Annotated in this window: 12 protein-coding genes; 9 read left to right on the forward strand and 3 right to left on the reverse strand. The window is 73.4% G+C overall.

Translation table 11 applies throughout. From position 1 onward, the window contains the following. Window positions 1-69: 69 nt before the first annotated feature. Genes AB0C21_RS04825 through AB0C21_RS04855 form a run of 7 tightly spaced genes read left to right on the forward strand, consistent with a single transcriptional unit; the run spans window position 70 to window position 8,271 of the window. Complete coding sequence (locus AB0C21_RS04825; RefSeq protein WP_500202720.1) at window positions 70-201, forward strand: hypothetical protein; 132 nt, start codon at window positions 70-72, stop codon at window positions 199-201. Continuing rightward, the gene (kdpF, locus tag AB0C21_RS04830; protein WP_149261790.1) at window positions 198-287 is read left to right on the forward strand and encodes a K(+)-transporting ATPase subunit F; all 90 of its coding nucleotides are present in this window, start codon (window positions 198-200) and stop codon (window positions 285-287) included. Before AB0C21_RS04825 ends, kdpF begins: the two co-directional genes overlap by 4 nt. Then, on the forward strand, window positions 288-1,949 hold the full coding sequence (gene kdpA, locus AB0C21_RS04835; protein WP_500202721.1) for a potassium-transporting ATPase subunit KdpA: 1,662 nt from the start codon (window positions 288-290) through the stop codon (window positions 1,947-1,949). After that, window positions 1,949-4,123, forward strand: a complete 2,175-nt coding sequence (kdpB, locus tag AB0C21_RS04840; protein WP_500202722.1) for a potassium-transporting ATPase subunit KdpB — start codon at window positions 1,949-1,951, stop codon at window positions 4,121-4,123. Before kdpA ends, kdpB begins: the two co-directional genes overlap by 1 nt. Further along, window positions 4,120-5,034: a potassium-transporting ATPase subunit C gene (locus tag AB0C21_RS04845; protein WP_500202723.1), complete on the forward strand. Its 915-nt coding sequence runs from the start codon at window positions 4,120-4,122 to the stop codon at window positions 5,032-5,034. Before kdpB ends, AB0C21_RS04845 begins: the two co-directional genes overlap by 4 nt. Before the next feature lie 16 nt (window positions 5,035-5,050). Further along, on the forward strand, window positions 5,051-7,597 hold the full coding sequence (locus tag AB0C21_RS04850) for a DUF4118 domain-containing protein (RefSeq protein ID WP_500202724.1): 2,547 nt from the start codon (window positions 5,051-5,053) through the stop codon (window positions 7,595-7,597). Continuing rightward, window positions 7,594-8,271 carry a response regulator gene (locus AB0C21_RS04855; RefSeq protein WP_500202725.1) on the forward strand — a complete coding sequence of 226 codons (678 nt, stop codon included), beginning with the start codon at window positions 7,594-7,596 and terminating at the stop codon, window positions 8,269-8,271. Before AB0C21_RS04850 ends, AB0C21_RS04855 begins: the two co-directional genes overlap by 4 nt. Window positions 8,272-8,341: 70 nt before the next feature. Here AB0C21_RS04855 and AB0C21_RS04860 read toward each other — a convergent pair whose 3' ends face one another. Both AB0C21_RS04860 and AB0C21_RS04865 read right to left on the reverse strand, forming a co-directional pair. Further along, complete coding sequence (locus AB0C21_RS04860; RefSeq protein ID WP_500202726.1) at window positions 8,342-9,013, reverse strand: hypothetical protein; 672 nt, start codon at window positions 9,011-9,013, stop codon at window positions 8,342-8,344. A gap of 3 nt (window positions 9,014-9,016) precedes the next feature. Then, window positions 9,017-9,520 carry a SigE family RNA polymerase sigma factor gene (locus tag AB0C21_RS04865; protein WP_500202727.1) on the reverse strand — a complete coding sequence of 168 codons (504 nt, stop codon included), beginning with the start codon at window positions 9,518-9,520 and terminating at the stop codon, window positions 9,017-9,019. 143 nt (window positions 9,521-9,663) lie between these two features. On the opposite strand from AB0C21_RS04865, the gene AB0C21_RS04870 reads away from it, so the two are divergent. Beyond that, a complete protein-coding gene (locus AB0C21_RS04870; protein ID WP_500202728.1) occupies window positions 9,664-10,776 on the forward strand; it encodes an ABC transporter substrate-binding protein in 1,113 nt (370 codons plus the stop codon). Window positions 10,777-10,981: 205 nt separating this feature from the next. Beyond that, window positions 10,982-11,173: an AMP-binding enzyme gene (locus AB0C21_RS04875; protein ID WP_500202729.1), complete on the forward strand. Its 192-nt coding sequence runs from the start codon at window positions 10,982-10,984 to the stop codon at window positions 11,171-11,173. A gap of 43 nt (window positions 11,174-11,216) precedes the next feature. Here AB0C21_RS04875 and AB0C21_RS04880 read toward each other — a convergent pair whose 3' ends face one another. Next, on the reverse strand, window positions 11,217-12,428 hold the full coding sequence (locus AB0C21_RS04880) for an NAD(P)/FAD-dependent oxidoreductase (RefSeq protein ID WP_500202730.1): 1,212 nt from the start codon (window positions 12,426-12,428) through the stop codon (window positions 11,217-11,219). Between the last annotated feature and the right edge of the window lie 58 nt (window positions 12,429-12,486).

Here is a 12,486-nt window from a genome sequence, read left to right on the forward strand (position 1 = left end):
CGCGGTCGGGCGTAAGGAAGGCGTCAAGATGAGCCATTTGTCCTGCTGACGGGTGTTTTCTGCGGGGGTGTGCCGTGGATCGCGCGGCACCGGACGGGACGGCAGGGACTCGGAGTCATGGCAGACGTGGTGCTCGTGGCGCTGACCATCGCGGTGTTCGCGGTGCTCGCGCTGGTGGTGAAGGCGGTGGGGCGCCTGTGAGCGTCGAGAACGCGGCGGGGCTGGTGCTCGCCGTCGGGCTGGTCGTCCTCCTCGTGGTCGCGCTGCTCTTCCCGGAGAGGTTCTGAATGGGTTCCACGACCGCGGGGATCGTGTTTGTCGCTTCCCTGCTCCTGGCGCTCGCCGCGGTGCACGCGCCGCTCGGCGACCACATGTACCGGGTGTACTCCTCGCCCCGGCACCTGCGGGTGGAGAAGGCCCTCTACAAGGTCATGGGCGTGGACCCGGAGGCCGAGCAGACTTGGGGCGTCTACGCCCGCAGCGTCCTGGCGTTCTCCCTGGTGTCGGTGCTCGTGCTGTACGGGTTGCAGCGCCTTCAGGGGCTGCTGCCGTACAGCCTGGGCCTCGGCGGGGTGGAGGACCAGGTCGCCTGGAACACCGCCGTCAGCTTCGTCACCAACACCAACTGGCAGGCCTACTCCGGCGAGTCCACGATGGGCTACCTGACGCAGATGGCCGGGCTCGCGGTGCAGAACTTCGTGTCGGCGGCGGTCGGGATGTCCGTGGCGGTCGCGCTGGTCCGCGGGTTCGCCCGGCAGCGGACCGGTGAACTCGGCAACTTCTGGGTGGACCTCACCCGCGGCACCCTGCGGATCCTGCTGCCCGTCGCGGCCGTCGGCGCGGTCGTGCTGGTCGCGGGCGGCGTCGTGCAGAACTTCGCGGATCCGCACGCCGTCACCACGATCGCCGGGCAGCGGCAGGCGCTCCCGGGCGGGCCGGTGGCCTCGCAAGAGGTGATCAAGGAACTCGGGACGAACGGCGGCGGCTTCTACAACGCCAACTCCGCCCACCCGTTCGAGAACCCCACGGCCTGGACGAACTGGATCGAGATCTTCCTGCTGCTGCTGATCGCGTCCGCGCTGCCCCGCACGTTCGGCCGGCTCGTCGGGCAGAAGCGGCAGGGGTACGCGATCGCCGCGGTGATGGCCGTCCTGGCGCTGATCGCCGTCTGCGCGACGGCGGCGGCGCAGGCCGTCCACCACGGCACCGTCCCGCAGGCGGCGGGCGCGGCGGCCGAGGGCACCGAGACCCGCTTCGGGATCATCGGCTCTGCGATGTTCGCCGCCGCGACCACGCTCACCTCCACCGGCGCCGTCGACTCCGCGCACGACTCCTACACGAGCCTCGGCGGCGGGATGCTGCTGGTGGACATGATGCTCGGCGAGGTCGCGCCGGGCGGCGCCGGCTCGGGCCTGTACGGCATGCTGATCCTCGCCGTGATCGCGGTGTTCGTCGCCGGGCTGATGGTCGGCCGGACGCCCGAGTACCTCGGCAAGCGGATCGGCGCCCGGGAGATCAAGTTCGCGGCGCTGTACTTCCTGGTCACCCCCGCGCTGGTGCTGGTCGGCGCGGGGATCGCGATGGCGTTCCCCGGCCCGCGCGCGTCGATGCTGAACGGCGGGGCGCACGGCTTCTCCGAGGTGCTGTACGCGTTCACCTCGGCGGCCAACAACAACGGGTCGGCGTTCGCCGGGCTTTCGGCCGCGACCTGGTTCTACGACGTCGCGCTCGGCCTGGCGATGCTCCTCGGCCGGTTCCTCCCGATCGTCCTCGTGCTCGGGCTGGCGGGCTCGCTGGCCCGCCAGACCCCCGTCCCCGCGTCGGCCGGGACGCTGCCGACCCACCGCCCGCAGTTCGTCGGCCTGGTCGTGGGCGTGGCGGTCGTCCTGGTCGCCCTGACGTTCTTCCCCGCGCTGGCCCTCGGGCCGCTCGCCGAAGGGATCCACTGATGTCCCCCCGAAACCTCCGGACGAGGCCGTCCGGACGGCGCCCCGCACGCGGCCGTCCCGCGTCGGACCTGGTGGGCGGCGGCCTGCTCGACCCCGGGCAGCTGCTCGTCTCGCTGCCCGCCGCGCTCCGCAAGCTCGACCCGCGCGTCATGTGGCGCAACCCCGTCATGCTGATCGTCGAGGTCGGCGCGGTGTGGACGACGGTCCTGGCGATCGCGGACCCGTCGTCGTTCTCGGTCCTGATCGCGGTGTGGCTGTGGCTGACGGCGCTCTTCGCGAACCTGGCTGAGGCGGTCGCCGAGGGGCGCGGCAAGGCCCAGGCCGAGACGCTGCGCAAGGCCAAGCGGGGCACTCTCGCGCGCCGGCTGCGCGGCTGGACGCCCGGTGCCGCCGCCCTGGACGAGGATGAGGTCCCGGCCGCGGAACTGCGGCGCGGTGACGTGGTCGTGGTCGAGGCGGGGCAGGTCATCCCGGGGGACGGCGACGTCGTCGAGGGCATCGCCAGCGTCGACGAGTCCGCGATCACCGGGGAGTCCGCCCCGGTCATCCGGGAGTCGGGCGGCGACCGCAACGCGGTGACCGGCGGGACGAAGGTGCTGTCCGACCGGATCGTCGTCGAGATCACCCAGCGGCCCGGCGAGTCGTTCATCGACCGGATGATCGGGCTGGTGGAGGGCGCCGCCCGGCAGAAGACGCCCAACGAGATCGCGCTGAACATCCTGCTGGCCGCGCTGACGATCATCTTCCTGGTCGCCACCGCCACCATGCAGCCGTTCGCGATCTACGCCAAGGCCGACAACCCAGGCGTCCCGGACAGCGCGGCGCTGGACGGGAACGGCGTCACCGGCGTCGTGCTCGTCTCGCTGCTGGTCTGCCTGATCCCGACGACGATCGGCGCGCTGCTCAGCGCCATCGGCATCGCCGGGATGGACCGGCTGGTGCAGCGCAACGTCCTGGCGATGTCCGGCCGCGCCGTCGAGGCCGCGGGCGACGTCGACACCCTGCTGCTCGACAAGACCGGCACCATCACCCTCGGCAACCGGCAGGCGGCGGAGTTCGTCCCGGTCGGCGGCGTCTCCGAGGAGGCCCTCGCGGACGCCGCCCAGCTGTCGAGCCTCGCGGACGCGACGCCGGAGGGCCGCTCCATCGTCGTCTACGCGAAGGAGGCGTACGGGCTGCGGGAGCGGTCTCCGGGCGAGCTCGCGCACGCCGACTGGATCCCGTTCACCGCGCAGACCCGCATGTCCGGCGTCGACCTCGACGGGCGCCGGCTCCGCAAGGGCGCCGCCGGGGCGGTGGCCGCGTGGGTCCGCGAGCAGGGCGGGCAGGTGCCGCCCGCGCTCGCGGAGGTCGCCGACGGCATCGCGGCGGCGGGCGGCACCCCGCTGGCCGTCGGCGAGACCCGCCCCGGCCCGGACGGGACGCCCAGCGCGGCCGTGCTCGGCGTCGTCCATCTCAAGGACGTCGTCAAGCAGGGGATGCGCGCCCGGTTCGACCGGATGCGCGCCATGGGCATCAAGACGATCATGGTGACCGGGGACAACCCGCTGACCGCCCGGGCGATCGCCGACGAGGCGGGCGTGGACGACTACCTCGCCGAGGCCCGGCCCGAGGACAAGCTCGCCTTCATCAGGGCCGAGCAGCGGGGCGGCCGGCTCGTCGCCATGACCGGCGACGGGACCAACGACGCGCCCGCCCTCGCCCAGGCGGACGTCGGCGTCGCCATGAACACCGGCACCTCCGCCGCCAAGGAGGCCGGGAACATGGTCGACCTCGACTCCGACCCGACCAAGCTCATCGAGATCGTCGAGATCGGCAAGCAGCTCCTCATCACCCGGGGCGCGCTGACCACCTTCTCCATCGCCAACGACGTGGCCAAGTACTTCGCGATCATCCCGGCGCTGTTCGTGTCGCTGTTCCCCGGCCTGGAGGCGCTGAACGTCATGCGGCTGACCAGCCCGGAGTCGGCGATCCTCTCGGCGGTCGTGTTCAACGCGCTCGTCATCGTCGCGCTGATCCCGCTGGCGCTCCGGGGCGTCCGCTACCGGCCGACCTCGGCGTCCCGGCTCCTGCGCCGCAACCTGTCCCTCTACGGGCTGGGCGGCGTCCTCGCCCCGTTCGCCGGGATCAAGGTGATCGACCTCATCGTCCAGTTCATTCCGGGGATCTCATGAACACGCTTCCCGCCTGGGCCCGCCGGCATCTGGCGGCCCTCCGCGCGCTGCTGGTCTTCACCGCCGTCTGCGGCGTCCTCTACCCGCTGGCCGTCACCGCCGTCGCCCAGGCGCCCGGCCTCCGGCACAAGGCCGACGGCTCCCGCGTCGTCGTGGACGGCAGGGACGCCGGCAGCGCACTGATCGGCCAGAGGTTCACCGACGGGCACGGCGAGCCGCTCAGGCAGTACTTCCAGGGCCGCCCGTCCGCAGCAGGCGACGGCTACGACCCCGCAGCGTCCGGCGCGAGCAACCTCGGTCCCGAGGACGTCGTGGACGTCCTCCCCGACCCCGCGCTGGTCAAGGCAGGCAAACCGGACCCGAACGCCCGGCAGAGCCTCCTCACCCAGGTCTGCGCACGCAGCAAGGCGATCGGCGCCCGGGAAGGCGTGGACGGGGCGCGTCCGTACTGCACCAGCGGTGGCGTGGGCGCCGTGCTGTCGGTGATCGGTCCGCGCGACGCGAGCGGCGCCGTCGTGCGCCCGGCGCGGGTCGTCAGCGTCAACGAGGCGTGCCCCGCGACGCCGTTCCTCGCGACGTACCGTGGAGTCACGGTCGAGTGCCGCGCCGCGGGGGAAGACGTCGACGAGGGCCGGATCACCCCCGTCCGAGGCGGGGCTCCGGCGCGGCCCGCAGTCCCGTCCGACGCCGTCACCGCGAGCGGCAGCGGCCTCGACCCGCACATCTCCCCCGCGTACGCGAGACTGCAGGCCGGACGCGTCGCGCGGGCGCGCGGTCTGAGCGTCGACCGCGTCCGCGCGCTGATCGACGGGAACACCGCCGGGCGTGCGCTGGGGTTCATGGGGGAGCCCGCGGTGAACGTCGTCCAGCTCAACATCGACCTCGACAGGACCGCCCCGTACCGGGGCTGAACGGAGGAGACCGACCATGGCCAGGGGGCTGCTCCGCATCTACCTGGGGGCCGCCCCCGGCGTGGGCAAGACCTACGCCATGCTCGCCGAAGGCCGGCGGCGCGTCGCCCGCGGCACCGACCTCGTCGTCGGCTTCGTCGAGACCCACGGCCGCGTCCACACCGCCGAGCTCCTCGACGGCCTGGAGATCGTCCCGCGCCGCGCCCTCACCTACCGCGGCGCGGAGTTCACCGAGCTGGACGCCGAGGCCGTCATCGCCCGCGCGCCCCAGGCCGCCCTGATCGACGAGCTCGCGCACACCAACGTCCCGGGCAGCCGCAACCCCAAGCGGTGGCAGGACGTCGAGGAGATCCTGGAGGCCGGGATCGACGTCGTCACCACCGTCAACATCCAGCACCTGGAGTCGGTGAACGACGTCGTCGAGCAGATCACCGGGGTCGCCCAGCGCGAGACCCTGCCGGACGAGGTCGTGCGCCGCGCCGACCAGGTCGAGCTGGTCGACATGTCCGCCGAGGCCCTGCGCCGCCGGATGGCGCACGGCAACGTCTACCCGCCGGAGAAGATCGACGCGGCGCTGTCCAACTACTTCCGCGTCGGGAACCTCACCGCCCTCCGCGAGCTGGCCCTGCTGTGGCTGGCCGGCAAGGTCGACGAGCAGCTCGACCGGTACCGCGCCGACCACGGCATCGCCCGCACCTGGGAGGCCCGCGAGCGCGTCGTCGTCGCGCTCACCGGCGGGCCCGAGAGCGAGACCCTGATCCGCCGCGCGTCCCGCATCGCCGCCCGCACCAAGGGCGCCGACCTGCTCGCCGTGCACGTCATCCGCGGCGACGGCCTCTCCGGCACCCGCCCCGACCGGCTCGCCCGCCAGCGCGACCTCGTCGAGAGCGTCGGCGGCACCTACCACCAGGTCGTCGGCGACGACGTGCCGAAGGCGCTGCTGGAGTTCGCGCGCGCCGTCAACGCCACGCAGCTCGTCCTCGGCGTCTCGCGCCGCAACCGGTTCGCGCAGGCCCTGTTCCCCGGCGTCGGCGTCGCCACCACCGCGCTGTCCGGCTCGATCGACGTCCACATGGTCACCCACGAGCACGCCCACCGCGGCCTGCGGCACCATCGCGCGGCGGACACCGGCCTGGCGCCGCGCCGCCGGCTCGCCGGGTTCGTCCTCGCGGTCCTCGGCCTCCCGCTGCTCAGCTTCACCCTCGCCGAACTGCGCGGCGCGTTCTCCCTGCCCGTCGACATCATGTTCTTCCTCGCCGCCATCGTCGGGGTCGCGCTCGTCGGCGGCATGTGGCCGGCGCTCATCGCCGCGGTCACCGGGTCCGTCCTGCTGAACTACTTCTTCACCCCGCCCCTGCACACCCTCACCATCGCCGAGCACGAGAACCTGCTGGCCCTCGGCGTGTTCCTGGTGGTGGCCGCCGCCGTCAGCGCCGTCGTCGACCTCGCCGCCCGGAGATCCCGCGAGGCCACCCGCCTCGGCGCGGACGCCGAGGTCCTCTTCACCCTCGCCGGCAACGTCCTGCGCGGCGAGCGCGCGCTCGACGCGCTGCTCGGCCGGCTGCGGGAGACCTTCGGGCTCGACTCGGTCACCCTCCTGGAGCGCGTCCCCGGCGCCCTGCCCGCGCCCGGCGGCCACGGCGGCACCGCCGACTGGAAGGTCATCGCCGCGGTCGGCGGACGTCCCTGCACCACCCCGGAGGAGGCCGACACCGAGATCCCCTTCGACGAGGGCCTCGCCCTCGCCCTGCGTGGACGCATCCCGACCGCCGGGGACCGCCGCATCCTGGAGGCGTTCGCCGTCCAGGCCGTCGCCGCGCTGGAACAGCAGCGGCTGGAGGCCGAGGCCGAGCGGGCCCGGCCGCTGGAGGCCGTGGACCGGATGCGCACCGCCCTGCTCAGCGCCGTCAGCCACGACCTGCGCACCCCCCTCGCGTCCGCCAAGGCCGCCGTCGAGAGCCTCGGCAACACCGAGATCCGCTGGACGCCCGAGGAGCGCGCCGAACTCCTCGACACCGCCGCCGAGTCCCTCGACCGGCTCGACCGCCTCGTCGCCGACCTCCTCGACATGAGCCGCCTGCAGGCCGGCGCCCTCGGCATGGCCGCCCGCCCGCTGGCCCTGGACGAGGTCGTCCCCCGCGCCCTGGACGAGGCCGGACCCGAAGGCCACGACGTCGGCGTCCGGATCCCCGCCGACCTCCCCGAGGTCGAGGCCGACCCGGCGCTGCTGCAGCGGGTCCTGGTCAACCTGATCACGAACGCGCTGCGCTACAACCCGCCCGGCAGGTCCGTCCTCGTCACCGCGGGCGCGCTCCGGGACCGCGTCGAGCTGCGTGTCGCCGACCGCGGCCCCGGCGTCCCCGCCGCCGACCATGACCGGATCTTCCTGCCGTTCCAGCGGCTGTCGGACCGCGACAACCACACCGGCTCCGGCCTCGGCCTCGCCCTCGCCCGCGGGCTCACCGAGGCGATGGGCGGCGAGCTGATCCCCGAGGACACCCCCGGCGGCGGCCTCACAATGATCGTCTCGCTTCCCCGCGCGACCCGGACGGACGGCCCATGACCCGCGTGCTCGTCGTCGACGACGACCCCCAGATCCTGCGGGCCCTGCGCATCAACCTGCGCGCCCGCCACTACGACGTCGAGACCGCCGCCGACGGCACCGCCGCGCTCCGCCTCGCCGGCACCGCCCGCCCCGACCTCGTCGTCCTGGACCTCGGCCTGCCCGACATCGAGGGACTCGACGTCATCCACGGCCTGCGCGGCTGGACCGACGTCCCGATCATCGTCCTGTCCGGGCGGGCGGGCAGCCGCGACAAGGTCGACGCCCTCGACGCCGGGGCCGACGACTACGTCACCAAGCCCTTCACCGTCGAGGAGCTCATCGCGCGCATCCGCGCCGTCACCCGCCGCGCCAGGCCCGGCGAATCCGTCCCCGCGGCCTCCGTCGGCGACCACACCGTCGACCTGGTGAACAAGACCGTCACCGCGTCCGACGGCACGACCCTGCGCCTGACGCCGACCGAGTGGCACCTGCTGGAGATCCTGCTGCGCAACCCCGGCAAGCTGATCGGCCACCGGTACCTGCTGACGGAGGTCTGGGGGCCCGAGTACGTCCGGGAGAGCCACTACCTCCGCCAGTACATGGCCCAGCTCCGCCGCAAACTGGAACCGGACCCGACCCGTCCCCGCCACCTCCTGACCGAGCCCGGCATGGGCTACCGCTACAACCCCTGACGCGCCGGCTCCGTGCTCGGCGTGCGCAGACCTCCAGGGCCCACGCTCCGGCGGGTTTCACGGGAGCGGCTCATGGCTTCGGCGGATGCTGCGTCTTGCACGTGTCGGATGTGCACCGGCCGCTGTAGACCTGGACGCTCCAGTGCCCCGGCGTCGGCTTGTGCGCGGCCAGGTACCGGTTGAGCGCGGCGAGTGTGGGCATGTTGCCCACCCCCCGGGCCTCCCCGCTGGGCAGGACGGTCGTCTCGACGGTGACGGGCACGCCGGGGGTGGTGAGCATGTAGGCCTCCCCTCCGCACCTGTAACTGCTCAGGGTGTCGCGGCTCAGTCCGAAGACGGTCGCGTTCCCGCAGTCGGCCGCCCTGATCATGGTGAACTCGCCGGTCGGGGTGAACGTGAGGCGGGCCGTCCGGCCGAACTCGGAGTAGTGCACCTCCGCCACCGGTCGCAGTCCCTCGACCCGGGCGGAGTTCGGAAAGGCGCCGTTCGTGACGCCGGGCATCGCCGGTCCGAGCACCTCCTGCTTGCGAGGGGCGGGGCCGGAGTCGTTCCCGGCCAGCGCCTGGACGGTCCCGAACGTCCCCCCGGCCACCAGCGCGACCCCGAGGGCCCCGGCGGCGGCGCGGGCCCGGTTGCCGTGCCCGACCCGGCGCCGGACGTCGGCGAGCAGGTCGGGCGAGGGCCGGCCGGGCGCGCTCGCGGCCTCCATGACCTCGGTCAAGTCCTTCAGCGTGTGGGCCATCGGTCACTCCCTTCCCTGCGGCGTGGCGGCGAGGACGCCCGGATCGACCCTGAGCTTGGCGAGGGCCTTGCTGGTCTGGCTCTTGACCGTGCCGACCGAGCAGCCGAGGACCTCGGCGACCTGCGGCTCGGACAGGTCCTCGAAGAAGCGCAGCACCACCGTGGCGCGCTGCCGGTGCGGGAGCCGCCCGAGCGCCGCCCAGAGCACGGCCTTGTCCTCGGCCGCGCCGATCCCGTCCGCCGGGTCCGCCGCCTCCGGTGGGCGTTCGGTGGGCCGCTCGCCCCGCCAGCGGCGCCTCGCCCACGACGCGTGCGTGTTGACGAGGATCCGGTAGACGTAGGGATCGGGGTCGTTCCCGATCCGCCGCCAGGCCCGCCATGCCTTCACCAGCGCCGTCTGCAGCAGGTCCTCGGCCTGGCCCCAGTCGCGGCACAGTAGGTAGGCCGTCCTGAGCAGGCGCGGCGACCGCTCCGTCACATACGCCGCGTACTCCGGTCGCTCCCGCATCCGACCTCCCAAAAGATGTTCTGCCGACATCTACCGGTTGGCCCACCGGAACGGTTGCCCGCCCCCGCCGGACATTTCCGTCTTCCCGTGGCCTCGGGGGCCAGGGATTATGGTTGACCGAATCGCCATACGGGGGGCAGCGCATGGAAACGTCGTCATCACGGTCTGGAGCGGAGCGGACTGACGGGTCGTCCCTCCAGATCGGCGCGCTCGTCCCGCTGACCCCGCCCGGCTGGGTCGAGGCGGGCCGGCACCTGCTCGCCGGCCTTGAGCTGGCCGTCCGCGACGTCAACGACGCCGGCGGGATCGCCGGACGACGGCTCGAACTGGTGGTCAGGGACACCGCGGCCGATCCGCGGCGGGCCGAGGCGGCGGTCGACGAACTGGCCCGCCTGGGCGTGGCCGCCTTGGCGGGGGAGTACCACAGCGTCGTCGCCCGCGCCGCGGCTGCCAGGGCCGACGCCCTCGGCCTGCCCTTCCTCTGCTCGTCGGCGGTTCTCGACGCGCTCACCGACAAGCCCACCGAATGGGTCGCGCGCCTGGCCCCGGCGCAGTCCCGCGGCTGGCGGACCTACGCTGACTTCCTCCTCGACCAGGGCCACAGCCGCATCGCCGTGGCAGCGCAGCCGAGCGTCTACTGGACGTCGGGGACCCGCATCCTGCGGGACCATCTCGATCGACGCGGCGGCACCCTCATCGAGCTCGACATGGGCGTGCTCGCCCCCTCGGCGGTGTGCGACGAACTCGTGGCACACCGCGCGACGGCCCTCCTGCTCCTGGTCGGCCACCCGGAGCCGGCGGTGCCGATCGTCGAGGCCGTCCGCCGCGACCGGCGCCTCACCGAGATCCTGATCGGCGCGCCGGCCGGGCAGCCGGAGTTCACCGAATGGGCGGCGCTGCTGGGCGACGCCGGCTCAGCGATCCCGTTCCTGCGCTACCTGCCCGAGCGTCTCGGCCCGCTCGGCGCCCGAGTCGAGACGGCCCTCCGCGAGCGGCTGGGCCGAGCGCCGTCCTTCGTCGCCTTCGAGGGCTACGACACGGTCGCCGTCCTCGCCGACGTGCTGCGCCGTCGCGGCGCGGACCGGGCCGGCGTCGCCGAGTCCTGGCCGCGGGTCGCGGTCGAGGGCACCCGCGGGCAGATCCGGTTCTCCCGTGCGCAGGGCATCAGCGTCTGGCAGTGGGCCTGGCCGCCGATCCAGGTCGTCGACCGCGACCCGGCCCGACCTGATCGATTCCGGATTTTGCACACCGGCTGAGCCACGAGGCCCGACCGCCCGAAGCCTCAGAACGGGCTCGTCGCCGGTCGGCGCGGCGGGTCGTCGCACATCGACAGGGCCGCTCTGCGGTGCTCGCGGGGGCTCATGCCGTAGCGGGCCCGGAAGGCGCGGCTGAGGCCGGGCGCGTCCGGCAGGCCCCAGCGGGCGCCGATCTCCGCGATGGACCGTCCGCCGCGTCCCCGGCGTGGCCGACGTCCTTGTACGCGGGGAACCCGACGAGCGGCACGGCGAGGTCGTCGTCGCCCATCTCGTCGCCCGCGCAGACGTCTCCCCGCGGCCGCTGGTCGCCAGGGTGGACGCCGACCTGCGGTCGCGGTTCGCGCGGTACAAGGTGCCGCGCCGCTATCTGGTCACCGGAACCCTCCCCGAGGAGTGACCGCCATGCCGCGCAGGCGGCGCGAGGACGGGGTTGGAGCGGGTCAGAGGTCTGTGAGGGCGATGTCCGCGTCGGCGAGCCGGTCGGTCGCGATCGTGCGGCCGATAAGCGAGCGGAGGTCGTCGTTGACGTCCCAGATGTTGACGTTCATCGCGGCGGTGACGAGGCCGTCGCGGAGCCAGAAGGCGATGTACTCGCCGCCGGCGGTGTCCCCTCGGATGACCACGTCGTCGTCGGCGTTGGCGTGCCCGACGTACTCCATGCCGAGGTCGAACTGGTCGGTGTAGAAGTACGGCTGCCAGTCGTACCGGCCGGGACGGTCGAGGATCGACATCGCGGCCAGCCGGCCCTGGCGGATGGCGTTGTCCCAGTGCTCCACCCGCAGGGACCGTCCGAGCGCGGTGTTGTGGGCGGTGACGACATCGCCCGCCGCGAGGATCGCGGGGTCGCCGGTGCGGAGCCGTTCGTCGGCGACGACCCCGCCGTCGACCTTGAGGCCGGCCTCGGCGGCGAGAGCGGTGTTGGGGGTCGCGCCCACACCCATGACGACCAGGTCGGCGGGGACCAGGCCGCGGTCCGTCCGCACTCCGGTCGCCTTCCCGCCGGAGCCCACGATCTCGGTGACCGACACCCCGGTGCGGAGGTCGACGCCGTGGGAGCGGTGCAGCTCGGCGAAGTACCGGCCCAGACGGTCGCCCAGCACGCGCTGGAGGGGGAGCGGCGCGTACTCGAGCACCGTCACCTCCCGACCGGCCGCGCGCGCGGCGGCCGCCACCTCCAGCCCGATCCAGCCGCCGCCGATCACGACCCATCGACCGCCCTCGTCCAGCGCGGCTCTCAGCGCGTCGCCGTCGCCGATCCGCCGGAGCGTGTGCACCCCCGCCAGCCCGGTGCCGGGGATGTCGAGGACGCGCGGGCTGGATCCGGTCGTGATCACGAGTTTCCGGAAGGCCACCGAGTCCCCTGACGCGAGCCGCACCTGCCGTCCGATCCGGTCGATGGACACGGCCGCCTCACCGAACCGGGTGTCGATCCCGTGGTCGGCGTACCAGTTCTCGCCGTGGACGTACAGCGAGGAGGCCTCGGTCTTCCCCTGTAGGTAGCCCTTGGACAGGGCGGGTCGCTCGTACGGCCGTTCGCGTTCGTCTCCGATGAGCGTGATCGGCTCATCGAACCCTTGCTCCCGCAGGGTCTGTGCGACGTTCGCGGCGGCGAGTCCGGCTCCGATGACGACACATCCCGGATCTGCGGCCATCGCAGGCTCCTTTCCGATCATTTCGTTCGCGGCCAGGGGGGCAGCGGTCAGGCGGGTC

It is taken from the genome of Spirillospora sp. NPDC049024, from assembly GCF_040649235.1.
In the GTDB taxonomy this organism is placed as follows: Bacteria; Actinomycetota; Actinomycetes; order Streptosporangiales; family Streptosporangiaceae; genus Spirillospora.